Genomic DNA, 25,967 nt, shown 5'->3' on the forward strand with positions numbered 1-25,967 from the left:
TTTCCCGTGTCCGGGTGCGTGTGCGCCGGGCCGTCCGCCGGGGGGCGGCGGGGTCCGCGCCGGTCAGTTCAGCAGCAGCATCCACACGCCCAGGCCGGTGACGGCCAGGTTGACCAGGGCGAACACCACCACCCACAGCGTTCCGGGCAGGCCGGTGAGCCGGGCCAGCTGGTCGGCGTCGGAGTGCGGGGAGGGCTGGCGGATGCGCTGGCGCTGGAGCTCGAACACCGGGCGCACGCCGGCGAACAGCAGGAACCAGATGAACAGGTAGGCGAAGGCCGCCTGGACCTCGGTGGGGGTGAACCAGCTGATCCCGAACACGACGGCGCCCGTGGCCACCACCGAGAGCACGCCGTAGAGGTTGCGGATCATCAGCAGCATGGCGGCCAGGACGACGAGGCTCAGCCACAGCAGCGCGGTGATGTGGTCCGTCATGAGCACGACGATGCCGAGCAGGCCGATGACCGACGAGGCGACGTAGCCGGCGAAAACCGTGAGGATCATGCCGATACCGGTCGGCTTTCCGCGCGAGACGGTGACGCCGGAGGTGTCGGAGTGCAGGCGGATCGCGGTGAGCTGGCGCCCGCTGAGCAGTGCCACCAGGGCGTGGCCGCCCTCGTGGGCGATGGTCACGACGTTGCGGGCCACCCGCCACACGGGGTTGAGCAGGACGGCCGCCAGGGCCAGGACCGCCGCGCCGATGATGATCCACTGTTCCGGCTCCGGCTGGGTGGTCAGCACCTCCCGCCAGACGTCACCGAAGGTCGTTTCCACCAGTGGTCCCCCAACTGCGTCTCGACGGCCCCCGCCCGGGCGGGCGGGGCACTGCCCGAACTCTAGCGATCCGCCGGGAGGGCCCGGACGGTGCCGATCGGTACGGAATGTGAGACGGCCGGGCCGCGCCGGTGGTTCGGGCCGCCCCGGCACGGGCCCGTGCCGGGAGGGGAACCGAGCCGGGGACGCCGAGCCGGAGGAAGCCGTGCCGGGAGGGCGGCCTCGCAGGAGGGCACCGTGCCGGGGGAGGCACCCCGGCAGGGGCGCCGCGCTACTCCCGCTCGGCAAGCTCCTTGAGCCGCACCAGGGTCGCCTCGATGCCCCGGGCGTTGCGCGCGGGCATCCCCGCCAGCACGTAGAACTGCGAGAACCCCCGGCTGTAGTCGAAGGTCTCGGTCACCCGGGTCCCGCCCCCTGGCAGCTCCTCCAGCTCGTACCGCCACCGGTGCGTGCCGAAGTGCCGCCAGGCGATGAGGCGGTCCTTCTCGTACTCCACCACCCGGTTGGTCATCCGGTACGGCAGCCCGAACAGCTTCATGTCCATGCCGAACCGCGCGTCCGGCGCCAGTTCCGGCGGGCCGAAGCGACTGCCGCGCACGGTGCCCGACCCGTCGATGTCGGGGTGCCGTTCGGGGGATGCGAGGATCGCGAAGATCCGGGAGGCCGGGGCGTCCACCACCGCGCTCCGGGAAACCTTGTGCTCAGCCATGCGGCCATCATGGCAGCACCCCCTGAAGGGAACCTTCCTACCCCCGGACCGCGTGCCGCTCCACCCCGGCGAGCGCGCCCGCCGCCACGTGGAGCACCCAGAACGATCCCTTGCGCAGCCCCAGCTGCTGGGTGATCGGCGCCCCCAGCCGGGTGAGCGCCTCCTCCATCAGGTCCGGGACCAGCTCCCCGTGGGTGCACACCACCGCGGGGCGCCCCGCGTCCAGGATGCGGCCGAACGCCTCGCGGGCGGCGTCCACGTCGTAGGACGGGGTGCCTTCGCGCACCGTGAAGGCGCGCTCGGTCCGCAGCCGGACGTCCCCCTCCACCGTGTACGGCAGCACCGACTCGGTGCAGCGGGCCGCCGCCGAGGACACCACGTCCGGCCTCCCGTAGGCGCCCACCACCCGGGGCAGCGCGAGCGCGTCGGCCCGGCCCACGTCGTCCAGGGGGCGCAGCAGGTCGCTGCCGTCCCAGGTGCGCTTCTCCCCCGCCGACAGGTGGCGGAGCAGGATGACGGGGAAGGTCTCGGCGGGCCCGGCCCGGAAGGTGTCCAGGACCTGCACGTCGTGGTCGTAGGTGAGGCGTGCGCCCGCCTCCCCGACCGGGACCCACTCGACCCGGTCGACCTCCTCGTTGGCCTGGTAGTCGATGGCCCCGCCGGGTTCGGCGGGGGTGGCGGCCCACCACTCGACCTGCTTGGGCCAGCCGTCCTTGAGGTAGCGCTGCGGGGGCAGGCGGCGGCCCAGCACGGGGGTCAGGCCGGTCTCCTCCTGTACCTCGCGGACCGCGCCGATGATGGGGTGCTCGCCGTTCTTGAGCTTGCCCTTGGGCAGGGTCCAGTCGTCGCGGGCCGGCCGCCGGATGAGGACGACCTCGGTACCGGCGCCGCTCCGGCGCCAGAGCACGGTGCCGCCCGCCCGGATGGGCTCCAGGTAGCCGCCGGCGGCCGTGGCCGGGGCCGGCGCCGCAGCGGCGGCGCCGTGGTCTCCCGCGCTCATCCGCCCTCCACCACGCGCAGGTGGCGGTCGCCGCGCAGGCTGTCCTGGAGGTCCACCAGGGGCTGGCCGTCGGGGCCGTGGGTGACCCGGTTCCAGGTGCCGTCGGGCTGGAGGCGCCAGGAGGACGTGTCGTCGGACATCGCCAGGTCCATGAGGCCGATGAGCCTGCGGCACTGCTCCCCGTCGGCGACGCGGACCAGGGCCTCCACCCGGCGGTCGAGGTTGCGGGGCATCAGGTCGGCGCTGCCCAGCCACACCTGGGGCCGCCAGCCGTTGGCGAACACGAAGATCCGCGAGTGCTCCAGGAAGCGGCCCAGGATGCTGCGCACCCGGATGTTCTCCGACAGCCCCGGCACCCCGGCGCGCAGGACGCAGCTGCCGCGCACCCACAGGTCGACGCTGACCCCGGCCCGGGAGGCGCGGTAGAGGGCGTCGATGATCTCCTCGTCGACCAGCGAGTTGACCTTGATGCGGATGTGCGCGGGCTCGCCCTTGAGGGCGTTGTCCCCCTCGACGGCGATCTGCTGGAGCAGGCCCTCGCGCAGCGCGGCCGGCGCCACGAGCAGCCGGCGGTAGTGCTTCTTGCGGGAGAACCCCGTGAGGCTGTTGAAGAGGTCGCTGACGTCCTCGCCGACCTCGGAGGCGGCGCTGAACAGGCCGAAGTCCTCGTAGATGCGGGCGGTGCTGGGGTTGTAGTTGCCGGTGCCGACGTGGCAGTAGCGGCGCAGCAGCCCGTCGGCGTCCTGGCGGATGACCATGGAGAGCTTGCAGTGGGTCTTGAGGCCGACCACGCCGTAGACGACGTGGCATCCGGCGTGTTCGAGCTTGCGGGCCCACTGGATGTTGTTCTGCTCGTCGAAGCGGGCCTTGATCTCGACGAGGACCACGACCTCCTTGCCCGCCCGGGCCGCCTCGATGAGCGATTCCACGATGGGCGAGTCGCCGCTGGTGCGGTAGAGGGTCTGCTTGATCGCGACGACCTGGGGGTCGCCCGCGGCCAGGGCGAGGAACCGCTCGGTGGTGGTGGAGAAGGACTCGTAGGGGTGGTGGACCAGCACCTCGCGCTCGCGGATGGTGGCGAACAGGTCCCCGGAGGTGAGGGCGCGCGGCTCGACCGGGACCATCGGCGCGTAGTGCAGCTCGGGGCGGTCCAGGTCGGCGATCTGGGCCAGCCCGGCCAGGTTGAGCGGCCCGGGGACCCGGTAGACCTCCTCCTCCTCGGCGCCCAGCTCCTCGGCGAGGATGGACAGCACCTCGTCGCTGATGTCCTCCTCGACCTCCAGGCGGACCAGCGGGCCGAAGCGGCGGCGCAGCAGCTCGTTCTCCAGCGAGGTGACGAGGTCGTCGGTCTCGTCCTCGTCGACCTCCAGGTCGGCGTTGCGGGTGACCCGGAAGGCGTGGTGGTCGACGACCTCCATCCCCTCGAAGAGCTGGGGCAGGTGGGCGGCGATGATGTCCTCCACCGGCACGAAGCGGCCGCCGCCCCGGGCGTTCATCTCGATGAACCGGGGCAGGGCGCCCGGCACCTTGACCCGGGCGAACATGCGGCGCTCGTCGCGCGGGTCGCGCACGGTGACGGCCAGGTTGAGCGAGCGTCCGGAGATGTACGGGAAGGGGTGCGCCGAGTCCACCGCGAAGGGGGTGACGAGGGGGTAGATGGAGCGGCGGAAGTAGCCGCGCAGGTACTCGTGCTCGGCGGTGTCGAGCTCGTTCCAGCGCACGATGCGGATGCCGGCCTCGCGCAGGGCGGGGGCGACGCTGTCCTGGAAGCAGGCGGACTGGCGCAGCATGAGCTCGTGGGTGAACTCGGAGATGCGTTCGAGCAGGTCGCGCGGGTGGTGCCCGCTCGACGTCGGGACCAGCAGGCCGGTGGCCAGGCGTCGCTTGAGGCCCGCGACGCGGACCATGAAGAACTCGTCGAGGTTGCTGGAGAAGATCGCCAGGAAGCGGGCGCGCTCCAGCAGGGGGATGTCCTTGTCCTCGGCCAGTTCCAGGACGCGCTGGTTGAAGCGGAGCCACCCCTCCTCCCGGTCCATGAACCGGTCGGCGGGGAGACCCCGGGGCTCGGTGGTACTGGGACCGGCTGGCGTCGATACGGGTTCCGTGCTCACAGCTGGCAGACTCCCCCCTTTTCATGACCGGACGGTGACATCCCCGTGAGTGGAAAATGACCGCAACACGACCGCTATGGACCTTCTGTACCCAGATGCTCTGGAACACCTGCACTTCGCGGGCATAGTTTGCGCAGGTTTCGGCCCACGGCCATGACAACGGAAGGAAAGGCGGCGAAAAGGTGAACCGACACGCCGGAAGGTCGGGTGGGGGTCAGGGGTTTTCGACCTGGAAGACGCTTTCGTACTACAGCATCACGATTTCCAGGTCGGGCGGGGTGAGGATGAGGAAGACCCCGATCCGCAGCAGCACGTTGAGCCACGTGTTGCGGAAGCACAGCCACAGGTAGCCGTAGAGCACGCTCACCGGCGCGTAGGTCAGCAGGGCCATCCCGAGGTCGCCGAGGAACCCGTCCCCCGGGAGCTGGGACAGCGGGTCGTAGGGCTGGACGACCGCGTACACGAAGGCGAAGAGGAGCGAGGTCGCCACGATCCCTCCCCACGGCCCCAGGACGATCTCCAGCCTCGTCTGCACCATGCCGCGGAAGAAGATCTCCTCGCACACGGAGATCAGCGCGAACGCCAGCACGAACCCCGCGAGCGGGAACGAGGGCTCGGGCACCCCGTGGTAGGGCACCAGGACGTAGCCCACCAGTGCCAGCACGACCGCCACCGGGACCAGCCCCAGCCAGCGCCAGGACTGCTCGATCTTGAGGGCGATGGCCGGCATGCCGGTCCCCCGGCCGTCCAGGACCACCCCCGAGCGGTCCATGACCAGCAGCGGCAGGGTGAACAGGAAGAGCAGCCGGGACACCAGGGAGGCGGACATGGCCAGGTCGGCGCCGATCTCCGTCCCGTACATGAGGAGGATCGTGCTCAGCACGACCATGCAGAGCACGAACCCGGCCAGGAAGAGGGTCAGCCACCCGAGTTCGCGGTTGATGGGGTGGGACTGCAGGGCGGCGGAGATGCGCCGGTCCAGGGTCGGCCGGTCGCCGAACGCCCGGGACAGGCCCCAGGCGATCACGCCCCCCAGCAGGATCGGCCCCCACGAGCCCAGGAAGAGGAGCGGCGTGTCGAAGAGGACGTCGTGGCGCAGGCCGGGTTCGGCGACCAGGGCCGTCGCGAGGGCCAGGAGGCCGGCCGCCGTCAGCCACCCGGCCGGGCCCCATCTTCGCACCATGGTCACAAGAGTCCCCCCTGCCTCAGAACTCCCATTCTGCCCAAGGGGAAACTAAAAGCTACTTTACGACTACGGTATGTTGCCACCGGGCTGAACCGGGGCGGCCGGACCCGCGGCCCGGCCGCCCCCTCGGCACACCCTCCCGGTCAGCGGCCGGGGGTCAGTGGCCGTTGTCCAGCACCGACCGGAGGAACTCCTTGGTCCGCTCCTCGCGGGGGTCGCCGAAGATCTCGTCCGGCGTGCCCTCCTCCGCGATGCGGCCCTTGTCGAACATCAGCACGCGGTGCGACACGTCCCGCGCGAACCCCATCTCGTGGGTCACGCACAGCATCGTGATGTCCGTGGTCTCGGCGACCGTGCGCAGCACGTCCAGGACCCCGGCCACCAGCTCCGGGTCCAGGGCGGAGGTGACCTCGTCCAGCAGGAGGATCTCCGGGCGCATCGCCAGCGCGCGGGCGATCGCCACCCGCTGCTGCTGGCCGCCGGAGAGCTGGGTGGGGTGCGCGTCGATCTTGTCCGACAGCCCCACCAGCTCCAGCAGCTCCTCGGCCCGCTCGTTCGCCTCGGCCTTGGGCAGGCCCAGCACGTGCACCGGCGCCTCGGTGAGGTTCTTGCGGACCGTCATGTTCGGGAACAGGTTGAACTGCTGGAACACCATCCCGATCCGCTTGCGGCGCGGACGCAGGTAGGCCTCGTTGGCCGGGACCATCCGGCCACCGCGCGACATGTGGCTGAACGGCTCGCCGTCCACCTCGATCCGGCCCTCGGTCACCTTCTCCAGGGTCATGAGCAGGCGCAGGATGGTGGTCTTGCCGGAGCCGCTGGGTCCGATGAGGGTGACCCGCTCGCCGGGGGCGACGGAGAAGTCCAGGTGGTCCAGCACGGTGAGGTCGCCGAAGCGCTTGACCACCTGGTCGAAGTTGATCAGCGCCGAAGTGTCAGACGGCGGCATAGCGTCGCTCCAGTCGTCGGATGATGATCGCGGAGGGGACGCTCACCAGCAGGAAGAGGAACCCGACCACGGTGTAGGCCTCCACGATCCGGAAGCCGGCGCTGCCCACCTGGCGGGCGGTGGCCAGCAGTTCGACCACCGTGATCGCCAGCAGCAGCGGGGTGTCCTTGAACATGGCGATGAGGTAGTTGCCCAGCGCCGGGATGACCTTGCGGATCGCCTGGGGCAGCACCACGGCGCCCCAGGTGCGCGAGGCGGGCAGGCTGAGCGCCCGGGCCGCCTCCCACTGGCCCTTGGCGACGCCCTCGATGCCGGAGCGGTAGACCTCGGCGGTGTAGGCCGAGTAGTGCACTCCCAGCACCACGATGCCCACCGTCAGGGCCGACACCGTGGAGGGCGCCAGCGCGAACACGAACACCAGCTGCACCAGCAGCGGCGTGGTGCGCACGAACTCCATGGCCCCGTGCACGATCGCCCCGAGCACCGGGATCCGGCGGACCATGGCGAGGACCAGGCCCAGGACGAGGGCGATGAGGTAGCCCAGGAGGGTCGCCTGGACGGTGACCGCCAGGCCGCGCATGAGGTCGGGCAGGACCTGGAAGGTCCATTCGAAGTCCCAGATCATCTACTTCGCACCCCCCGATGCCGTGAGCGCGGGCGGACGGAGCAGGCCCAGGATCCCCTTGCCGCCGGGCGGGACGCGTCCGAGCCTGCGGTTGGCCCGGCGCTCCAGCAGGCGCACGCCGAAGATGAGCACCTGGGCGATGAGGAAGTACAGGATCAGCGCGCCGCTGAAGGCGAGCACCGTCTCCCCGGTGGCCTGGCGCATCCGCTCGGCGATGGCGCTGATGTCGGCGACGCCGATGAGGAACGACACCGCGGTCGCCTTCATCAGCTCGATGGAAAGGTTGCCGAAGGTCGGCAGCATCTGGGCCCAGGCCTGCGGCAGGATCACCAGGCGCATCCGCTGGAACCAGGTCATGTCGAGGGCGATGGTCGCCTCGGTCTGGGCCCGCGGGACGGCGTTGATCGCCCCGCGGACGACCTCGGCGCCGTAGGCGCCCACGTTGAGGCCCACCGCGAGGATGGCCGCGAACCGGCCGTCCAGCTGGTAGCCGGTCAGGATGGGCAGCGCGTACGCCATCCAGAACATCAGCACCAGGGCGGCGATCCCGCGGAAGACCTCGACGTAGGTCGTGGCCACCGCGCGCGGCAGCCACCCGGGGCGGGTGCCCAGGACGCCGAAGAACATGGCCAGGACGAACGCCAGCGCGAGGCCGCCCGCGGTCAGCTGGACGGTGACCCAGGCGCCCTCCAGGTAGAGCGGAAGCCGCTCGATGAGGAAGTCCACGGCGGGATCAGCCCTCGCACAGCTCGGCGGTGGTGGTGCCGTCGGGCAGGTCGGCCTCGGTGAAGCCCCACTCCTCGCCCAGCTCCAGCAGGCGTCCGCTCTCGGTGAACTCGGCGATGACCCGGTTCATCTCCTCCAGCAGCGAGGAGTCGGCGGGCCGCACGCACAGGCCGCCCCAGCCCTTCTCCTCGCGGCCGTCGATCTCGGGGAAGAACGGCTCGCTGACGTCGAAGTCGCCGCCCCGGTCCAGCAGCAGGTACTCGTGGGAGACCTTGAGCATGGAGACGGCGTCGACACGGCCCGACTCCAGCAGCTCGTAGCCGGTGGTCTGGTCGGGGATCAGCTCCATCTGCCCGGCCGGGACCTCGAAGTACTCGGCGTAGCCCTGCTCCACGGAGGCGTTGAGCACCGCGAGCTTGAGGTCGGGGTCGTCGACGAAGTCGGTGAAGTGCTGGATGTCGTGCGGGTTGCCCGCGGCCACCATGAACGCCTCGGGCGAGGTCGCGGTGGGCTCGGTGAAGGAGACCTGTCGGCACCGGTCGGGCGTGATGAACACGCCCGCGGCGATCACGTCGAACTGACTGGCCTGAAGACCGGGGATGAGCCCGTCCCAGGAGACCGGGTTGGCGCGGATCTCGGGGACGCCCAGTTCCTCGAAGACCGCCCGGGCGACGGCCGGGGACTGCCCGGCGGGGTTGTTGTCGCCGTCGACGAAGCCGAAGGGGATCTCGTTGGCGAGCCCGACGTTGACGAAGCCCTGCTCGCGCAGCCGGTCCAGGGTGGCCGTGTCGCCCTGCCCGTCCCCACCGCCCCCGCCGTTGTCGACGCGTGTGCACGCGGCGAGGCCGAGGGTGACGGCCCCCACGCCGGCCAGGCGGAACGCTTCCCGGCGCCCGGGGGCCCGTCGGCTGTTCGCTGATACCTGCATCTTCACTCTCACTCCTCGCGTCACTCGCGCGATCCATCGCGCCTCGCGGACGGTGCCGCTCGGCGCCGCGCCGTGGGAGACCGGGCGGCCGGGAGGGCTCCCGGCGCGCGCCGCCGCTGGTCGGCGACGTGCCCGTCTCCGGTACGGGGTTCTCCCTCCCCGAGGCCCCCCGGAGGTAACGAGACCCAGGTAGTCCGTTATGTACTGGTTATCGCAGAAGTCCGTGTCGGCCCGCCCGCACCCCGATACCTACCCCTTAGCAGCTGGATGACTACATTAGGTCACGGATTCGGGGTGCGGGCGGACCCTGCCCGATTCCGCCCGGCGGGGCGGATCCGGGTCCGGGGCTCAGCCCTCCTCGACGACCAGCGGGTAGACGCCGTTCTCGTCGTGGACCTCGCGGCCGGTCACCGGCGGGTTGAACACGCACAGCACGCGGAAGTCGGTCTTGGGCCGGACGGTGTGCCGCTCGTGGCCGTTGAGGAGGTACAGGGTGCCCGGGGTGATGATGTGCTTCTCCCCCGTCTCCTCGTTGGTCAGCTCGGCCTCGCCCTCGACGCAGTGCACCAGCTCGACGTGGTTGGCGTACCAGAAAGTGGACTCCGTGCCCGCGTAGAGCACGGTCTCGTGGAAGGAGAAGCCGACTTTCTCCTTGGCGAGGACGACCCGGCGGCTGCGCCAGTTCTCCGTCTTGATGTCGGCCTCGGTGTCGGTGATCTCGTCCAGGCTGCGAACGATCACGGTGTTCCCCCTCTCGGTGCGCTCTGCTGCGCACCTGGCTGCGGTGTACGGAAGCGGGGCCGGCCGACCGCCACGAAGGGCGGCCGGCCGGCCCCGCGGTGCCGCTGCGGGCCCTCGCCCCCGCGGGCCGCCCGTGGGCGGCCCGCGGGGTCCCCGGTGCCCGGCGGCGGCCGTGTCACGGCCGCCGCCGGGACGCCCGGGGCTGCGAGGGCACCGGGCGGCGGGGTCATGCGGGCTGGGCGACCTTGGTCGCGACGCGCGCCGCGTCGGCCATGATGTCCAGGCCGGCCGTCAGCTCCTCCTCCGTCATGGTGAGCGGGGGCAGGAGCTTGGCGACCTCGTCCTCGGGGCCGGAGGTCTCCAGCAGCAGACCGCGCTCGAAGGACTCGGCGGCGATCCGCTTGGCCACGGAGGCGTCGGCGAAGGCCAGCCCCCGGGCCAGGCCCCGGCCGCGCACGTGCGCGCCCAGGTCGGTGTGCTCGGCGGCCATCTCTTCCAGGCGGGCGGCCACCAGGTCGCCCTTGGCCTTGGTCGCGGTCGCGAAGGCGTCGTCCGTCCAGAAGCGGCGCAGCGCCTCGGTCCCGGTGACCATGGCCGGGTTGAAGCCGCGGAAGGTGCCGTTGTGCTCCCCGGGCTCCCACACGTCGAGTTCGCGCTTGAACAGGGTCAGGGCCATGGGAAGACCGTAACCGCTGATGGACTTCGACAGCGTGACGATGTCGGGGACGATGCCGGCCTCTTCGAAGCTGAAGAAGTCGCCGGTGCGCCCGCAGCCCATCTGGATGTCGTCGACGATCATGAGGATGCCGTACTCGCGGCACAGCTCGGAGAGCTCGCGCAGCCACTGGGCGCCGGCGACGTTGATGCCGCCCTCGCCCTGGACGGTCTCCACGATCACCGCGGCGGGCTTGTCCAGGCCGCTGCCGCTGTCCTCCAGCAGGCTGCGCAGCCACAGGAAGTCCGGGGTGCGCCCGTCCATGTAGTTGTCGAAGGGCATGGTGGCCACGTGGCCCAGCGGCACGCCCGCACCGCCGCGCTTCATCGAGTTGCCCGTGACGGCCAGTGCCCCCAGCGTCATGCCGTGGAAGCCGTTGGTGAAGTTGACGATCGTCTCGCGGCCGGTGTACTTGCGGGCCAGCTTGAGCGCGGCCTCGACGGCGTTGTTGCCCGCCGGGCCGGGGAACTGGACCTTGTAGTCCAGGCCGCGCGGTTTGAGCACGACCTCCTCGAAGGTCGCGAGGAAGTCGCGTTTGGCGACGCTGTAGGCGTCGAGGCTGTGGACGATGCGGTCCTCGGTGAGGTAGCGGACGAGCTCGGCCTTCAGCTCCGGGTTGTTGTGCCCGTAGTTGAGGGACCCGGCTCCCGCGAAGAAGTCCAGGTAGGGACGGCCCGTCTCGTCGTAGACGTGGCTTCCGACGGCCCGGTCGAAGACCGCCGGCCAGTTCCGGCAGTAACCGCGGACTTCGGACTCAAGACGCTCGAAGGTCTCCATCGTGGGTACCTCGGTTCCTTTCCCCAGGTTCGTGGGATCTTGGCGTGGCCGATCGAAGGGGTGATCGATGCGGTGCGGACGGCCGGTCACACGTGTGCTTCGTCGGGGAGACCCAGGGGTCCGATGCGCACGAGGTCTTCGGGCTCGTGTGAGTCTCCGTTCTCCTCCGGGAAGTGCTCCTCGGAGAAGAGTGCGGACCAGGTGATCCGGGCCCGGCGGTCGCGGGCGAACGATGAGAACAGCGCCCGCGAAGCGGTGTTGTCCGGGGTGACGGTCGCCTCCAGGTGGTCGACACCCCGTTCGACGATGCGGTCACCGATGAAGTCGAGCATGTGTCTGGCCAGTCCGCGGCCCCGGTGGTCCGGGTCCACGGCGACCTGCCAGAGGAAGTAGGTGTCCGGGCTGTCGGGTCGCACGTAGCCGGTGACGTAAGCGATGGGCCGGTCGGAGTCGTCGCGGGCGACGACGCTGGTCGCGGCGAAATCCCGGCACCAGAGGGCGTAGGCGTACGGGGAGTTCACGTCCATCCCCGCCTTCCCCGCCAGGGCCCACATGTGCGGGCCGTCCCCGGGTCCGGGATGTGCCAGGCGCACGTCCCCACGGCTCGCGGCACCGGCACGCTGCGCGGAACCGTGCGCTCCCTCGTCGGTACGGTCGCGGGCTTGGAGATTCGTTCGTAGATGCGGCACGTCGATTGAAACTAGCGAACGAAGGTCAATGGCATGACGAGGCGCTCCGCTGCGGATGTTTCACCGAAAGGCGATCGGGTATGGCCTGTCCCTTTAGTCCGATCCCAAGGCCGTGACCAGCACTTTCGCGGACCGCGCCGACGGGCGCGGGCGGGCGGCGCACGCGCTGCCCATCAGGGGATTCGGTACCGTCCGCGCGGCGGGACCGTGTGTCGGTCCGGCGCCGGGGCGCCGCGGGCGGGAGAATGCGCGTGCCGGGCGCCAGGGTCAAACATAGAGCCTGAACGAGCAATATTAAGCGTGCGTTAAGTCACATCAATTCGGTGGAAACCTCGCGACATAACGTCTTCTCCCGGCCGGACCGGGGACCCCGGGACGACACACGGCGGTCATACGCGCGTCGCGACCGCCCCCGGCTCCCCCGCGAAAGCCCGGCTGCGCAGGGCTTTCCCCGGAGCGCCGCCGCGCCTGCGGCGCGGCTCCGGCGGGGCCCGGGCCCCGCCGCCGCCCCTCCCCCTCCTACCCCGGGAACCGACCAAGGTCCCGGGGGGAACAGAGAAGTTCTTTCCGGACCCCGTGTAGTACGACCCGATGTAGTACTACACTTAGTCGCATCGCTTCGCCGCAGTTCCGGTCGGCCGCACACCCCGCGGCCGCACCGGCCCTCGACAGAAATCCCGGGGCCGCGGCACAACGCGACGACTTCCGCCGACCCGGCCGTGGAGGACACGGCGCGGACCACCGGCCAGGGACCGACAGCCACGGATCGGAGGCGCTCGTGAACCGCCTGTACCACGACAGCGAGGACTGGGTCGCGCAGGGACGCTGCCGCGCGTACGACCCCGAGATCTTCTTCCCGGTGAGCACCACCGGGATCGGCAGGGCCGACACCGAGCGGGCCCTGGAGGTCTGCGGCGGCTGCACCGTCCGCCGGGAGTGCCTGCGGTGGGCTCTGCGGGCCGGGGAGGCCGACGGCGTCTGGGGGGGCACCACCCCGGAGGAGCGCCGCTACATGCGCCGCGAGCTGGCCCCCGCGGTCTGACGCCGAACGCCCGCGGGCGGGGACCGGCCGCGGCCCCGGACCGCGCCGCGGGCGCCGACGGGCACGGGCCGGTTCCGGCCGCCCGTCGTGCCCTTGCGGGCGAATCGGACAGGATCTAGGTTTTCTCACGTGCGACCCGCCCACGGCACACTCCGTCTCCTGCGCACGGCCTCACTGGCCGCGGCGTGCACGGGGCTCTCCTGGATCGGTCACGACCTGTGGGCCGCCGAGCCCGCGGCACCGGGCGGGTTCGCCCTGGCCACCGCCTTCCTCACCGCCGTGCTGTGGCGGTTCACCCGCGTCATGCGGGGCTTCGGCGACATCTTCGCCGTCATGGCCGCCGCCCAGGCGGTCCTGCACCTCGTCCTCCAGGGGTCGTCCGACCCCTCGTTCGCGGCCTTCGGCACCGGCGCGGACCACACCGGACACGGGCTCCTGGCGCACGCCCTCGGCTTCGCCCCCGGCATGCTGCTGGCGCACCTGTGGGCCGCCCTGCTGGCCTCGGCGCTGCTGGCGCACGGGGAGTCCGCCCTGTGGTCCCTGGCCGCCCTGCTGGCGCGTGCGCTGCCCCCCGCGCACCCCCGGGCGCTGCCGCCGTGCCCCTCGCCCGCGGTCCGCGCGCCCGCCGCCGCCGCGGCGGTGCCGGCCGGGCCGGGGTCCCGGGCGCACCCCCCGCGCGGTCCGCCCGCCTTCGCCCCCGCCGCCTGAGCGGGGCGAGCGAAGGGACCGGGAGCCGCCGCACGGCGCTCCCGGCACGGAACCGGACCGAGAGTTGGAAGATGAGAATGACCCGCACCCGTACCTCCCCCCTGCGGCGCGCCCTCGTGCCCGCCGCCGTCCTGGCCGCCGCCCTCGTGGCGGCGCCCGCCCCGGCCCTGGCCCACGACGTCCTGACCGGGTCGGACCCGGAGGACGGCGCGACCCTGGACGCCGTTCCCGAGGAGATCGTGCTCTCGTTCAACAACGCGCCCATGGAGGGCGGCTCCGGCAGCGCCGTGGTCGTCACCGGGCCCGACGGCGAGACGACCTACGAGGACGGCGGGCCGGCGTTCGACGGCACCGACGTGTCGGTCGGCCTGCTGCCGCTGGACGAGGCGGGCGAGTACACCATCGGGTTCCGGGTGGTGTCCTCCGACGGCCACCCGATCCAGGACTCCCTCACCTTCACGGTGACCGAGGAGGCCGTGGCCGCCGCCGCCCCTGAGGAGTCCCCGGAGGAGTCCCCGGAGCCGAGCGGGCCCGCCGAGACCGCCGCCGGGGAGGAGCCCGCCGAGGCCGAGTCCTCCGAGGCCGCCGCCGAGGGCGGGGAGGGCGGCCTGCCGCTGAGCGTCATCGTCATCGCGGCGGTGGGCGTGGTCGCGGTCGCCGCCGTCGTGGTGGTCGCCGTCCGCCTGCGCCGGGGCTCCGCCTCGGAGTAGGCGCCGCCCGGGAACGTCCGAAGGGCCCGCGCACCGGTGACCGGTGCGCGGGCCCTTCGGACGTTGCGGGATGCGGGAGGGCCGCCGGGCTCCGGCGGCCGTCCGCCGCGGCGGGCGGCGGGCGGACCTCAGACGCGGCGGGCGAGCAGAATGCTGATGTTGTCCTTGCCGCCCGCCTCCATGGCGGCCTGCCACAGGGCGTGCACGGCGGCCTCGTCGCTGCCGGCCTCGGCGATCATCCGCTCCATCTCCTCGACCAGCACCAGGTCGGACAGGCCGTCGCTGCACATCAGCCAGGCGCTGGGGTCGGCGGAGTCGTCGCGGCCCACGTGCGGGACCATGCTGCCGCCCGAGCTGCCGCCCAGGGACTGGGTGATGAAGTTGGTGGTGACGGGCCGTCCGTCCTCGGAGGGGGGCAGCGCCGGGGAGTCGTCCTCGGAGAGCTGCACCAGGCGGCGCCCGTCCAGGCGGTAGGTGCGGGAGTCGCCGACGTTGAACCAGAAGTTGCCGTCGTTGTTGAGCAGCACGCCCGCGACGGTGGTCCCCATCCCGGCGAACTCGGTGTGCTGCAGGGCGTGGTCCTTGATCTCCTCGTCGATGTTGCTCAGCAGCTGGGCGATCTCGTCCGGGCCGCCCAGGCGCGGCCCCATCTCCGCCATGCGGTGCACGGCGTGCTCGGAGGCGATCTCCCCGGCGGCCTGGCCGCCGATGCCGTCGGCGACCGCCAGGATGACGGGCTCGCTCACCGGCAGCACGCAGCGGACCGGCGAGGTCATGTTCGCACTGGCGACGGTCAGGGCCCCCATGACGATGGCGTCCTCGTTGGCGGGACGTATCGCGCCCCGGTGCGTGAGGGCCGTGACGATGACTTCCCCACCAGCGACACCCATACGCCCTTCCTCCCGTTTCGTCGGCCGTGGCCGCTGCCCGACACATGCGCCGGACCCTTGGTCGAATCCCGTTCAACGTCTGGATTCTGCAACCGTACCGAGCCACTGCCGGGGTAGGTCAAAATCCGGGTACATCATGACGGAAAACACCCGGATACGCAGTTCCTGCACGGGATTCGAGTGCCGAAAGTGCTGCCCGGAGAACGTGTTGCTCCGCATTGACAGTAGCGGCCACGGCGAGCGTCCGGCAGGGTCCCCCGGGCCCCGCTTTCCGGGCGGTCCCGAACACCGGGTTCACGGCGCCCGACGCCGGTCGAAATCCCCCCTCCGGTTGTCCCGGGGCGCGGGGTCTGACAGAATGTGCCCGTTGGGTGTCTAAGACGCAGACACACACGACCACCATCGTGCAGCCGATGCCGGTTACGCACGGTGGCGAATGGTATCCCTTCGAACAGGTCGTCTGGTGTGGTTCCCGTGCGTCTGCCCTTCTTCCTCTCCCCCCTTCTTTCCCCTCCCTGCGACGGGTGCCGTGCACCCGTCCCCCGGGCCGCCGTGCATCCACCGCCGAGCGCCCCCCTGCGCCGTGCGCGCCGTCGGTGAGCCGAACACCCCTCCCTTTCAGAACCATCCGCCCGTCCCGGGGGACTCCGACCCCGCTCCGAAGTCCCCCGGGCACCTCGACGGGCACCCGCTCGTGCCCTAGGAGTCCAGCCCCGTGAAGATCGCGATGATCGCCGAACACACCACCCCCCTCCCCGCCCACCGCGGCGAACCGGCCTGCCCCGCGAGCCTGCACCTGTGCGCCCTCTCCCGGCAGCTGGCCAAACGCGGCCACAAGGTCACCGTCTACGTCCGCCGCAGCGACCCGGAGCAGCCCGAGGGCCGCACCCGGATGGCGCGCGGCGTCTCCGTGACCCACCTCGACGCCGGGCCGGCCCGGCCGCTCGACGAGCGTGAGCACGCGGAGCACACCGGAGCGTTCGGCACCGCCCTGGCCGCCGCCCTCGACGAGGACCGCCCCGACGTCCTGCACGCCATCGGCTGGACCAGCGGCCTGGCCGCCCTGCACGCCCAGGCGCACAGCGAGCGCGACCAGAGCGCGATCCCGCTGGTGCAGACCTTCCACTCCCTCAACGCAGCCGAGCAGCGCTCCGGGATGGACAGCGACCCCCAGCGCACCCGCATGGAGTCGATCCTGGCCTCGCGCGCCGACCGGGTGATCGTGCACTCCACCGACCAGCAGAACGAGCTGGCCCGCCTGGGCGTGCCCCGGCACCACGTCGGCGTCGTGCCGTTCGGCGTGGACACCGACCACTTCACCGTGGAGGGCGGCACGTCCTCCGAGTACTGGCGGTCCTCCCGCGGCGAGCGCCCGCGCCTGGTCGCGGTCACCTCCCTGGACCGCTCCGGCGGCGCCGACCGCCTCGTGGACTCGCTGCTGCGCATGCCCGAGGCCGAGCTGCTGCTGGTCTCCACCTCCTCCCGCACCGGCGTCCCGCTGGACGAGGACGCCCGCCGGCTGGAGATCCGGGCCAAGGAGGCGGGCGTCGAGGACCGCCTGCACCTGGTCGGCCCGGTGGAGCGCAAGGAGCTCCCCCGCCTGCTGCGCTCGGCGGACGTGTTCGTGTCCGCCGCCTCCTACGACCCCTACGGCGGGGCCGTGCTGGAGGCCATGGCGTGCGGCCTGCCCGTGGTGGCCACCGCCACCGGCGCCGTCCCCGGGGCCGTCCTGCACCGCACCAGCGGCGTCCTGATGCGGTTCGGCCACCCCGACGAGGTCGCCCGGGCCGTGCGGGCGGTCCTGGGCACGCCGACCATGAGCACCGCGTACGGCATCGCCGCGGTGGACCGCGCCCGGTCCCGGTTCACCTGGCAGCGGATCGCGACCGAGACCGAGATCGCCTACGAGCGGGCCCGTCCCGCCGAGCGCGACGGGCTCGACGAGGAGGCGGACGGCCTGGTGCTGTCCGGGGCCGCGCGCTGACCACCGTGCCCTCCCTCCCCCCGCGACCGCGTTATCGGCCCCCCGGTGTCACCGCCGGGGGGCCGCAGCGGGTACATCTCGGTCGACGGCTCCCGCACCCGGGCTCCGCGACCCCCGACCCGCCGACCACGGATCCATGACCTTCGAACACCAGGGCCTGCTCTTCCGCCGCGATCACCGGCTCCGCGAGGCGGTGGCCGACGTGCTGCGCCCCGCCGCGGGCGCCCGCACCGTGCTGGCGGTCTCCGGCGTGCGCGCCGCGGGGCTGCTGTCCGCGCTCCCCGGGGACGCGGCGGCGGACGTGCGCGTCGTGGACCGCGACCGCCTGTACGCCTCTCCCGGGCGCGCCCTGGCGGCGCTGCACCGGATGGCGTCGGCGCACCCCGGCGGAGTGGTCGCCGTCGTCGAGCCCCCGCTCCTCCACGGCGCCCTGGAGCGGCGCGAGTGGCGCCGCTGGGAGTCGGTGCTGTGCACGGCCCTGGCCCCCTCCCGGATGCGCCTGGTGTGCGTCCACGACGAGCGCTCGCTGTCCCCCCGCGACCGGGCGGCGGTGCTCGCCACCCACCCGGTACTGGTCGGCGCCGACGGGCCGCGCGCGAACCCGTCGTACCAGGGGACCGCGGCGTTCGGGTCGCGTCCGCGCGCTCCCGAGCCGCTGCCCGTGCAGGGACCCGTGCACCGGCTGGAGGTCGGCCCGTCCCTGCCGCGGCTGCGGCAGGAGCTGACCGCCCTGGGGCGGTCGGAGGGGATGGACCCCGACCGGGTGGAGCGGATGGTCACGGCCGTCAACGAGGTGGCCGCCAACGTGGTGGAGCACGGGGCGGGCAAGGGCGGCGTGCGGGTGTGGCGGTCCTGGGACCGGTGGGTGTGCGACGTGACCGACGAGTGCGGGGGCCCGGCCGACCCGCTGGCCGGGTACCGCCCCTCCGACGGGCTGCGCCCCCGGGGCTACGGGCTCTGGATCACCCGGCAGATCTGCGACTACCTGGAGATCACCGGGGGCGGCGAGGGCTCCTCGGTGCGGCTGCACTTCCTGGACCACCGCGTGGAGGACCTGCCGGCCGACGGCGGACAGGACCGCGCCGGAGACGTCCACTGAGAGCGGCGGGGATCAGCCCCGGAGGCCGTCGACGGCCGCGTCCACCGTGTCGATGATCGGGATGACCTGGTCGATCCCGGCGATCATGAACAGGCGCATCACCTGGCGCTGGGGCTCGGCGACCACCAGGCCCACCCCCAGGTCGCGGGCGTGCCGGTAGGAGGCGACCAGGACGCCGATGCACCGGGAGTCGCAGAACCCCACCTTGGTGAGGTCGATGACCACGCCCTGCGGCGGTTCGGGGACCAGGATGCGGTCCAGCTCCACGGCCAGGGCGGGCGAGGTCACCGCGTCCATCTCCCCCACGGGTGTCACGACGACGATCCCGTCCTCGCGACGGACCGAGATGTCTGATGACGCCACGCTCGCCACTCCTTGTCGCCGTCGGATCGGCCGGTCACGGCACCCGGCCCCTGCCCATCATCGCGCCTTTCGATCACGCTCGGGACTCATCGCCGCCCGTCACACCCGGCGGGCCCGCGGCGTTCACCCCCCGGACGCCCCGGTCCTGGGGCCCGTGTTCTCGGCGACGAGGTCCCGGGCCACGTCCACGACCCTCTTGCGGTTGCGCTGGGCCACCTCGCGCAGCGCGGCGAAGGCGGTGTCCGCGTCGCAGCCGCGGGCGTGCATGATGATGCCTTTCGCCTGGTCGATGACGGTGCGCGCGGACATGGCGCGGCGCATGTGCGCGCTCTGGCGCGCCTCGTCGGTGCGGCGGCCGACGGTGGCCAGGGACGCCGCGGCGTGCTCGGCCAGCAGGGCGGTGAGCGGGGCGACCACGCCCTCGTCGAAGGCGTCCGGCCGCACGGAATGCACCCCGAACGTGACCACCCGGTCCGCGTCGGCGCCGTCGCCGGGCAGCGGGCTGGGCAGGGTGAGGGAGGAGCGGTCCCCGCACTGCACGGCCATGCTGGTGTAGCGCGGCCAGCGGTGGGACTCGCGCAGCACGTCCCCCACCCGGACCTGGCGCATCTCGCGCACCGCCTCCACCGCGGGTCCCTGGTCGGTCGTGTACTGGTGCTCGAACGCGGCGGCCAGGTCGGCGTGCGAGGCGCCGTAGTCGGCGACCACGTGGCGCACCGAGCCGTCGGGGCCGACCACCTCGCGCCAGACCACCACGAGCGCCGCCGAGCAGCCGGGGACGCCCAGCGCGGCGGCCCTGCCCATCTGGTCCAGGGCGCGTTCGAGGGTGGTGTTCCCGCTGTGCCCCAGCGCGCCGATGTCGCGGGCCAGGCGTTCGATCCACACGATCCGGCCTCCTCGTTCCTCCAGGTCCACGGTAGCCCCGTGCCGCCGCGGCGGGACACATCCGTTAGCGTCGTGAAAGTCATGGCCGACCGCGACGACAGGGAGAGCCCGCGTGCACCTGGCGGAGCTGCAACGAGAGATCACCGCTCTGGGCGAGCGCATCACGGCCCTGCGTGATACGCACACCATGTACCCGGACGACGGGCAGAGCACGGCCGAGGCGTCCCTGGCCGAACTGGAGTACGCCGAGCGCCTGCTCGGCGAGGCCGGCGCGCAGCTCGCGAACGCGCACGCCGACCCGCCCGAGCAGCGCCGCCAGGGCGACGACGGCGACCGCGCGCTGCTGCGGGCCATGTTCGCCGACCTGCGCGTGCCGGTGGTGCTGCTCGACCACGAGGGGTACATCCGGCGGATCAACAACGCCGGGGCGACCCGGCTGGGCAGCGGCCCCGGTTACCTGACGGGGAAGCCGTTCGTGCACTTCGTGGACCTGCGGCGGCGGGCGGCGATGCGCTCGTGGCTGGCGGCGGTGGTCCGCGGCGACGGCGACGCCGACCTGGAGTCCCGGCTGGCCCAGCGCGGGTGGGCCGAGGACGTGCACCTGACCCTGACCCGGCTGGTGCTGCCCTCCGAGCCGAACCCGCTGGTGCTGGTGGCGATGTCGCCGCCGATGAACGGCGGCGAGGAGGAGGGCCCCGCCCCGCTGGAGACGGAGGTGGAGGACCAGGTGGTGGTGCTGGCCGCGCGGCGGCTGGACGTGCTGACCCGGATGACCCGGCTGCTGCTGCGCTCGGCGGGGCCGGGCGGGGCCGGGGAGCCGCTGGCGCTGGCCGACGCCGCCGAGCTGCTCGCCGACTCCTACGCCGACTGGGTGATCGTGGACGTGTGCGACCTGCCCGGGGACCCCCGGGCGGCGCGGCGCGCGGTGGTGGCCGGCCCCGCCGACGCCACCGCCGGGCAGCGCCGTGAGGTGTCCGGGGCCGCGACCGAGGACGGCGACATCCCCGGCGAGGTGCTGGGCCGGGGGCAGTCGCTGCTGTTCCCGCTCATCGAGGAGGAGGGCGTGCTGGGCCGCGCCTCCTCGGGCGCGCCGCTGCTGTCGGTGCTGGGCGCCGGGTCGCTGCTGTCGGTGCCGCTGCGCGGCAGCCGGGGCGTGCGCGGGGCGCTCACCCTGATCCGGCGCAGCAACCGGGGCAGCTTCCGCCTCGCCGACCTGGGCCTGATCGAGGAGATCGGCGAGCACATCGGCCTGGCCCTGCCGCCCCGGCCGAGCTGACCCCGCCCCGGGGCCGGCCCCGCCGGGCCGGCCCGGCGGTCACTCCTCGGGGCCGTGCAGGGTGTCGATGAGGGTGGACAGGCGGGAGTACGCGCGGTCCACCCGGCGCACCCCGTCGACCAGCGGCTGGTCGGTGTCCTGGTAGGTGTCGACGATGTGGCGCCGCAGCCCGGCCAGCTCCTCCTGGACCTGGCCGGAGCGGTGGGCGAGCTGGTCGGCCAGGACCTTCCCGGGCTCGCCGGTCTCCTGCCCCAGGTCGCGCTGGAGGGTGCGGGCCTGCTCCCTCATCTGCGCCTTGAGCTGGTGCAGCTCGACGAACACCTCGACCTTGGAGCGCAGCACCCACGGGTCGAAGGGCTTGAGCAGGAAGTCGACCGCCCGCGAGGCGTAGCCGCGGAAGACCTGGTGCCGGTCGATCTCCTGGGCGGTCAGGAAGATGATCGGCACGTCCTTGGTCTTCTCGCGCTGCTTGATGTGGGCGGCCGTCTCGAAGCCGTCCATCCCCGGCATGACCACGTCCAGCAGGATGACCGCGAAGTCCGTGCCCAGAAGGTGCTTGAGCGCCTCCTCCCCGGAGCTGGCCCGGACCAGGTTCTGGTCCAGGGACGTGAGGGCCGCCTCCAGCGCGATGAGGTTCTCGTCGCGGTCGTCCACGAGGAGGATGTTGGCCTTCTGGGTCACGGCGGTCACTCCAGGTCTTCGGTCGGGTCGTCCTTGCCGGTGTTCCCCTTGGGGCCGGTGTCATCCCCGAGACTGCTGCGGGTGCTGTCTCCTTCCGCGCCATTGTGCCCCGTCCGGGGCCCGGACGCCGCCCCAGGGTCCGTGGCCGACCCCGGCGCGCTGTCGGCCGGGTCCACGGTCAGCCAGTGCCGCATGACGTCCAGCAGGTGGTCGAGGTCGACCGGTTTGGTGACGTAGTCGGTGGCGCCGGCCGCCAGGCTGCGCTCGCGGTCGCCCTGCATGGCCTTGGCCGTCAGCGAGACGATGGGCAGGTCCGCGAACTGGGGCATCTGGCGGATGCGCTCGGTGGTCTGGTTGCCGTCGAGGTCGGGCATCATCACGTCCATGAGGACGAGGGAGATGTCCTCGTTGGCCTCCAGCTTGGCGATGCCCTCGTGGCCGTTGTCGGCGTAGAGCACCTCCAGGCCCTGGGCCTCCAGGGCGCTGGTGAGCGCGAAGACGTTGCGCACGTCGTCGTCCACGATGAGGACCCGGCGCCCGGCCAGCACCGCCCGGCGCTCGGGGTCGGTGCGGGCCTCGCCCTGGCGCTCCTGCTCGGGCTCCTCGCCCGCGGCCGCCACCTCCGCGACGGGTTCGGGCGCCCTGAGCACGGGCACGGCGGGCAGCGCCTCGGTGCCCGGGTCGGTCAGCGCCGCCACGGCCGCGTCGAACTCCTCCGGGGGCATCCCGAAGTCGTCGTCGCGCCCGGACTCCAGCGCGGGCAGCGCGTCCAGCCCGGTGTCCTCCCCGGCGCGCTCGGCCGCGTCCTCGGGCAGCCGCACCGGCAGCAGCAGGGTGAAGGTGGACCCCTGGTTGGGGGCGCTCTGCACCCGGATCTCGCCGCCGAGCAGGCGGGCGAAGTTGCGGCTGATGGACAGCCCCAGCCCGGTGCCGCCGAACCTGCGCGAGGTGCCGCCGTCGCCCTGGTGGAACGCCTCGAAGATCACCTGGAGCTTGTCCTCGGCGATCCCGATGCCGGTGTCGGCGACGGTGAACGCGATGATCTCCTCGTTCTCGACGAACATCTCCAGGTCGGCGTCGTCGAGCGCCCACGCGGGCTCGATGAGCAGCCGCACCTCGCCCTGCGCGGTGAACTTGACCGCGTTGGACAGCAGGTTGCGCAGGATCTGCTGGAGCCGCTGCTCGTCGGTCCACAGGGTGTCGGGGATGTCCGGGGAGACGTCCACGGAGAACGCCAGCCCCTGGTCGCTGGTGACCGGCCGGAACGTGGCCTCCACGTAGTCGACGAGCTGGTCGATGGAGACCGCGCTGGGCGAGACCTCGGCCCGGCCCGCCTCGACCTTGGACAGGTCGAGGATCTCGTCGATGAGCAGCAGCAGGTCGCTGCCGGCCTTGTGGATGGTCTGGGCGAACTCCACCTGCTTGGACGTGAGGTTCTGCTCGGCGTTGTCGGCCAGCAGCCGGGCCAGGATCAGCAGGCTGTTGAGCGGCGTGCGCAGCTCGTGCGACATGTTCGCCAGGAACTCGGACTTGTACTTGGAGGAGACCTGGAGCTGGTGGGCGCGCTCCTCCAGGGCGTTGCGGGAGCGCTGGATCTGCTGGTTCTGGAGCTCGATGGCCCGGTTCTGGTTGGCGAGCTGGGTGGCCTTCTGGCGCAGCTCGGCGTTCTTGTTGCGCAGCTCCTCCTGCTGGCGCTGGAGCTCGTTGGAGCGCTCGCGCAGCTGGTTGGTGAGCTGCTGGGACTGCTCCAGCAGGTCCTCGGTGCGCTTGTTGGCCAGGATCGTGTTGATCGTGGTGCCCAGCAGGGCGACGAGCTGGCGCAGGAAGTTCTTGTGGATCTCATGGAACTCGTCGTAGGAGGCGAACTCCAGGACGCCGAGCGTCCGCTCCTCCGACAGGATCGGCAGGATGTACAGGTGGCGCGGCTGGGCTCCGCCCAGGGCCGAGGAGATGGTGACGTACCCCTGGGGCAGGTTGGCGACCTGGAGCTCGGTCTGCTGGGCCAGCGCCTCCCCGGCCAGGCCGACGCCCTTGCGGATGCGGCGGCGCCCCTCGGAGGGGTCGAAGCCGAACCCGGCGTAGAACAGGAAGGCCTCGTCGTCGTCGGCGTCCTCGGGCAGGTAGCAGGCCCCGTGCTGGGCGCCCATGAGCGGTGTGACCTCGGTCATGATGAGGCGGGCCAGCTCGTGGAGGTCGCGGTGCCCCTGGATGTGCCCGGAGATGCGGGCCAGGTTGGACTTGAGCCAGTCGGCGTCGCGCTGGGTGGCGGTGGTCTCGCGCAGGTTGGACACCATCAGGTTGATGTTGTCCTTGAGCTGCTCCATCTCGCCGCGGGCGTCGACCTGGATGTTGCGGGTGAGGTCGCCCTTGGCGACGGCGTTGGCGACCTCGGCGATGGCGCGCACCTGCGTGGTGAGGTTGCCCGCCAGGCCGTTGACGCTGTCGGTGAGGTGCATCCAGGTGCCCGAGACGCCCTCGACCTTGGCCTGGCCGCCCAGCTGGCCCTGGCTGCCCACCTCGTGGGCGACGCGGGTGACCTCGGTGGCGAAGGCGGACAGCTGGTCCACCATCGTGTTGACCGTCGTCTTGACCTCCAGGATCTCTCCCTGGGCGTTGACGTCGATCTTCTTGGTGAGGTCGCCCGCCGCGACCGCGGTGGTGACCTCGGAGATGTTGCGCACCTGGGTGGTGAGGTTGTGCGACATCGAGTTGACGTTCTCGGTGAGGTCCTTCCACATGCCCGAGACGCCCTTGACGTCGGCGCGCCCGCCGAGCTTGCCCTCGGTGCCCACCTCGCGCGCCACGCGCGTGACCTCGTCGGCGAACGCCGAGAGCTGGTCGACCATCACGTTGATGGTCTCCTTGAGCTCCAGGATCTCGCCCTTGGCGTTGACCGTGACCTTCTTGGTGAGGTCGCCGGCGGCGACGGCGCGGGTGACCATGGAGATCTGCCGCACCTGGTAGGTCAGGTTGTTGGCCATGGAGTTGACGTTGTCGGTGAGGTCCTTCCAGACCCCGGACACGTCGCGGACGTGCGCCTGGCCGGCCAGCTTGCCCTCGGTGCCCACCTCGCGGGCGACCCGGGTGACCTCGTCGGCGAACGCGGACAGCTGGTCCACCATCTTGTTGATGGTGTCCTTCAGCTCCAGCATCTCGCCCTGGGCGTCCACGGTGATCTTCTTGGTGAGGTCGCCGGCGGCCACCGCCGTCGTCACCTGCGAGATGTTGCGGACCTGGTAGGTGAGGCTGTTGGCCATGGAGTTGACGTTGTCGGTCAGGTCCTTCCAGATGCCCGACACGCCCTTGACGTTGGCGCGACCGCCGAGCTTGCCCTCGCTGCCGACCTCGCGGGCCACCCGGGTGACCTCGTCGGCGAAGGAGTCGAGCTGGTCGACCATGGTGTTCACGGTGTTCTTGAGGGCGAGCATCTCGCCCTGCACGTCGACCTGGACCTTCTGGGTGAGGTCGCCGCGGGCCACGGACGTCGTCACCTGGGAGATGTCCCGCACCTGGTTGGTGAGGTTGTCCGCCATGGAGTTGACGTTGTCGGTGAGGTCCTTCCAGATGCCCTGGACGCCGCGCACGTTGGCCCGGCCGCCCAGCTTGCCCTCGGTGCCCACCTCGCGGGCCACGCGCGTGACCTCGTCCGCGAACGTGGAGAGCTGGTCCACCATCGTGTTGACGGTGTCCTTCAGCTCCAGCATCTCGCCCTGGACGTCGATGGTGATCTTCTTGCTGAGGTCGCCGCGGGCCACCGCGGTCGTGACCTCGGAGATGTCGCGCACCTGCACGGTGAGCCGGGAGGCCATCTGGTTGACCGCCTCGGTGACCTCGCGCCAGGCGCCGGAGACGCCCTCGACGCGGGCACTGCCGCCCAGCTTGCCCTCGGTGCCCACCTCGCGGGCCACCCGGGTGACCTCCTGGGTGAACCCGCTCATCTGGTCGGCCATCCGGTTCACGGTGGTGGCCAGGCGCAGCAGGTCGCCCTTGAGGTCGCCGCGCCGCCCCTGGGTGGAGGCGCGCAGGGTCAGCTGGCCCTCGGCGACCGCGTCCAGGACGCGGGCGACGTCGGTGACCGGCTCGGCCACCTCGTCCAGGAGGGTGTTGAGGGCGGTGGCGCTCTCCGCCCACGCGCCCCGGGAGGGGTTGACGTTGATGCGCTCGTTGAGCCTGCCCTCGTTGCGCACGACGCCGCCGACCCGCTTGAGCTCGCTGCTGAGCTGCTCGCTGTGGTCGACGACCTCGTTGAACACCGAGGCGATCTCCCTGATCGTGCTGTTGCCGCGTTTGCGCAGGCGCACGCTGAAGTCCCCGTCGCGCATCCGGTAGAGCGCGCGCAGGATCTCGTCGAGCTGGTCGTCGGCCACTGCACCGACCGCCTCGGGCATCGAACCCCTCC

At 72.0% G+C, this 25,967-nt stretch carries 23 protein-coding genes; 6 read left to right on the top strand and 17 right to left on the bottom strand.

Features of this window, described 5'->3' with window-relative positions; translation table 11 throughout:
- Nucleotides 1-63: 63 nt before the first annotated feature.
- The 12 genes from BUE45_RS25385 to ectA form a co-directional block, all read right to left on the bottom strand.
- Nucleotides 64-774 (bottom strand): M50 family metallopeptidase, encoded by a 711-nt coding sequence (locus tag BUE45_RS25385; RefSeq protein ID WP_073382674.1) that lies wholly within the window; start codon nt 772-774, stop codon nt 64-66.
- 271 nt (nt 775-1,045) lie between these two features.
- A complete protein-coding gene (locus BUE45_RS25390; RefSeq protein ID WP_073382676.1) occupies nt 1,046-1,483 on the bottom strand; it encodes an SRPBCC family protein in 438 nt (145 codons plus the stop codon).
- Nucleotides 1,484-1,520: 37 nt separating this feature from the next.
- On the bottom strand, nt 1,521-2,483 hold the full coding sequence (locus BUE45_RS25395) for an NUDIX hydrolase (protein WP_073382679.1): 963 nt from the start codon (nt 2,481-2,483) through the stop codon (nt 1,521-1,523).
- Nucleotides 2,480-4,594 (bottom strand): RNA degradosome polyphosphate kinase, encoded by a 2,115-nt coding sequence (locus BUE45_RS25400; protein ID WP_073382680.1) that lies wholly within the window; start codon nt 4,592-4,594, stop codon nt 2,480-2,482. The genes BUE45_RS25395 and BUE45_RS25400 overlap by 4 nt, the downstream gene beginning before the upstream one ends.
- A gap of 247 nt (nt 4,595-4,841) precedes the next feature.
- On the bottom strand, nt 4,842-5,777 hold the full coding sequence (locus BUE45_RS25405) for a CPBP family intramembrane glutamic endopeptidase (protein ID WP_178378652.1): 936 nt from the start codon (nt 5,775-5,777) through the stop codon (nt 4,842-4,844).
- A 160-nt stretch (nt 5,778-5,937) separates the two neighbouring features.
- Nucleotides 5,938-6,729: an ectoine/hydroxyectoine ABC transporter ATP-binding protein EhuA gene (gene ehuA / locus BUE45_RS25410; RefSeq protein WP_073382683.1), complete on the bottom strand. Its 792-nt coding sequence runs from the start codon at nt 6,727-6,729 to the stop codon at nt 5,938-5,940.
- On the bottom strand, nt 6,716-7,354 hold the full coding sequence (gene ehuD, locus BUE45_RS25415) for an ectoine/hydroxyectoine ABC transporter permease subunit EhuD (RefSeq protein ID WP_073382685.1): 639 nt from the start codon (nt 7,352-7,354) through the stop codon (nt 6,716-6,718). Before ehuD ends, ehuA begins: the two co-directional genes overlap by 14 nt.
- Nucleotides 7,355-8,080, bottom strand: coding sequence for an ectoine/hydroxyectoine ABC transporter permease subunit EhuC (gene ehuC / locus BUE45_RS25420; RefSeq protein ID WP_073382688.1), 726 nt, complete (start codon nt 8,078-8,080; stop codon nt 7,355-7,357).
- Between the two features lie 7 nt (nt 8,081-8,087).
- Nucleotides 8,088-8,945: an ectoine/hydroxyectoine ABC transporter substrate-binding protein EhuB gene (gene ehuB, locus BUE45_RS25425; protein WP_073382690.1), complete on the bottom strand. Its 858-nt coding sequence runs from the start codon at nt 8,943-8,945 to the stop codon at nt 8,088-8,090.
- 411 nt (nt 8,946-9,356) lie between these two features.
- Nucleotides 9,357-9,749: an ectoine synthase gene (locus BUE45_RS25430; protein WP_073382693.1), complete on the bottom strand. Its 393-nt coding sequence runs from the start codon at nt 9,747-9,749 to the stop codon at nt 9,357-9,359.
- A gap of 226 nt (nt 9,750-9,975) precedes the next feature.
- Nucleotides 9,976-11,241 carry a diaminobutyrate--2-oxoglutarate transaminase gene (ectB, locus tag BUE45_RS25435; RefSeq protein ID WP_073382695.1) on the bottom strand — a complete coding sequence of 422 codons (1,266 nt, stop codon included), beginning with the start codon at nt 11,239-11,241 and terminating at the stop codon, nt 9,976-9,978.
- A gap of 86 nt (nt 11,242-11,327) precedes the next feature.
- Nucleotides 11,328-11,834: a diaminobutyrate acetyltransferase gene (ectA, locus tag BUE45_RS25440; RefSeq protein ID WP_084737839.1), complete on the bottom strand. Its 507-nt coding sequence runs from the start codon at nt 11,832-11,834 to the stop codon at nt 11,328-11,330.
- A gap of 874 nt (nt 11,835-12,708) precedes the next feature.
- Between ectA and BUE45_RS25445 the strand changes: the two genes are divergently transcribed.
- From BUE45_RS25445 to BUE45_RS32045, 3 genes are all read left to right on the top strand, one after another.
- Nucleotides 12,709-12,972, top strand: a complete 264-nt coding sequence (locus tag BUE45_RS25445; RefSeq protein ID WP_073382700.1) for a WhiB family transcriptional regulator — start codon at nt 12,709-12,711, stop codon at nt 12,970-12,972.
- A gap of 129 nt (nt 12,973-13,101) precedes the next feature.
- A complete protein-coding gene (locus BUE45_RS32040) occupies nt 13,102-13,680 on the top strand; it encodes a copper resistance protein (RefSeq protein ID WP_073382703.1) in 579 nt (192 codons plus the stop codon).
- 71 nt (nt 13,681-13,751) lie between these two features.
- Complete coding sequence (locus BUE45_RS32045) at nt 13,752-14,390, top strand: copper resistance CopC family protein (protein ID WP_342746049.1); 639 nt, start codon at nt 13,752-13,754, stop codon at nt 14,388-14,390.
- A gap of 128 nt (nt 14,391-14,518) precedes the next feature.
- On the opposite strand, the gene BUE45_RS25460 is transcribed toward BUE45_RS32045, so the two are convergent.
- On the bottom strand, nt 14,519-15,280 hold the full coding sequence (locus BUE45_RS25460) for a PP2C family protein-serine/threonine phosphatase (RefSeq protein ID WP_073382710.1): 762 nt from the start codon (nt 15,278-15,280) through the stop codon (nt 14,519-14,521).
- 715 nt (nt 15,281-15,995) lie between these two features.
- On the opposite strand from BUE45_RS25460, the gene BUE45_RS25465 reads away from it, so the two are divergent.
- Entirely contained in the window at nt 15,996-17,264 is a 1,269-nt protein-coding gene (locus BUE45_RS25465; RefSeq protein ID WP_073382712.1) for a glycosyltransferase, read from the top strand.
- Between the two features lie 136 nt (nt 17,265-17,400).
- Nucleotides 17,401-18,363: an anti-sigma factor RsbA family regulatory protein gene (locus BUE45_RS25470; RefSeq protein WP_073382715.1), complete on the top strand. Its 963-nt coding sequence runs from the start codon at nt 17,401-17,403 to the stop codon at nt 18,361-18,363.
- A 12-nt stretch (nt 18,364-18,375) separates the two neighbouring features.
- On the opposite strand, the gene BUE45_RS25475 is transcribed toward BUE45_RS25470, so the two are convergent.
- The gene (locus BUE45_RS25475) at nt 18,376-18,726 is read right to left on the bottom strand and encodes an STAS domain-containing protein (protein WP_073382716.1); all 351 of its coding nucleotides are present in this window, start codon (nt 18,724-18,726) and stop codon (nt 18,376-18,378) included.
- Between the two features lie 123 nt (nt 18,727-18,849).
- Entirely contained in the window at nt 18,850-19,611 is a 762-nt protein-coding gene (locus BUE45_RS25480) for an ANTAR domain-containing response regulator (RefSeq protein WP_073382719.1), read from the bottom strand.
- 187 nt (nt 19,612-19,798) lie between these two features.
- On the opposite strand from BUE45_RS25480, the gene BUE45_RS25485 reads away from it, so the two are divergent.
- Complete coding sequence (locus BUE45_RS25485) at nt 19,799-20,887, top strand: GAF domain-containing protein (protein WP_245833472.1); 1,089 nt, start codon at nt 19,799-19,801, stop codon at nt 20,885-20,887.
- Nucleotides 20,888-20,926: 39 nt separating this feature from the next.
- On the opposite strand, the gene BUE45_RS25490 is transcribed toward BUE45_RS25485, so the two are convergent.
- Together BUE45_RS25490 and BUE45_RS25495 are read right to left on the bottom strand one after the other, a co-directional pair.
- A complete protein-coding gene (locus tag BUE45_RS25490; RefSeq protein ID WP_073382852.1) occupies nt 20,927-21,568 on the bottom strand; it encodes a response regulator in 642 nt (213 codons plus the stop codon).
- A 5-nt stretch (nt 21,569-21,573) separates the two neighbouring features.
- Nucleotides 21,574-25,956: a HAMP domain-containing protein gene (locus BUE45_RS25495; RefSeq protein ID WP_073382723.1), complete on the bottom strand. Its 4,383-nt coding sequence runs from the start codon at nt 25,954-25,956 to the stop codon at nt 21,574-21,576.
- Nucleotides 25,957-25,967 lie beyond the last annotated feature (11 nt).

Source organism: Nocardiopsis flavescens (genome assembly GCF_900141985.1).
GTDB classification, from domain to species: domain Bacteria; phylum Actinomycetota; class Actinomycetes; order Streptosporangiales; family Streptosporangiaceae; genus Nocardiopsis; species Nocardiopsis flavescens.

Excerpts from the sequence above, each read along its gene's own strand:
- ehuD (WP_073382685.1), bottom strand. The coding sequence starts at position 7,354 with ATGATCTGGGACTTCGAATGGACCTTCCAGGTCCTGCCCGACCTCATG.
- ehuA (WP_073382683.1), bottom strand. The coding sequence starts at position 6,729 with ATGCCGCCGTCTGACACTTCGGCGCTGATCAACTTCGACCAGGTGGTC.
- BUE45_RS25495 (WP_073382723.1), bottom strand. The coding sequence starts at position 25,956 with ATGCCCGAGGCGGTCGGTGCAGTGGCCGACGACCAGCTCGACGAGATC.
- BUE45_RS32045 (WP_342746049.1), top strand. The coding sequence starts at position 13,752 with ATGAGAATGACCCGCACCCGTACCTCCCCCCTGCGGCGCGCCCTCGTG.
- BUE45_RS25485 (WP_245833472.1), top strand. The coding sequence starts at position 19,799 with ATGTACCCGGACGACGGGCAGAGCACGGCCGAGGCGTCCCTGGCCGAA.
- BUE45_RS25395 (WP_073382679.1), bottom strand. The coding sequence starts at position 2,483 with ATGAGCGCGGGAGACCACGGCGCCGCCGCTGCGGCGCCGGCCCCGGCC.
- BUE45_RS25405 (WP_178378652.1), bottom strand. The coding sequence starts at position 5,777 with ATGGTGCGAAGATGGGGCCCGGCCGGGTGGCTGACGGCGGCCGGCCTC.
- ectB (WP_073382695.1), bottom strand. The coding sequence starts at position 11,241 with ATGGAGACCTTCGAGCGTCTTGAGTCCGAAGTCCGCGGTTACTGCCGG.
- BUE45_RS25470 (WP_073382715.1), top strand. The coding sequence starts at position 17,401 with ATGACCTTCGAACACCAGGGCCTGCTCTTCCGCCGCGATCACCGGCTC.
- BUE45_RS25460 (WP_073382710.1), bottom strand. The coding sequence starts at position 15,280 with ATGGGTGTCGCTGGTGGGGAAGTCATCGTCACGGCCCTCACGCACCGG.
- BUE45_RS25390 (WP_073382676.1), bottom strand. The coding sequence starts at position 1,483 with ATGGCTGAGCACAAGGTTTCCCGGAGCGCGGTGGTGGACGCCCCGGCC.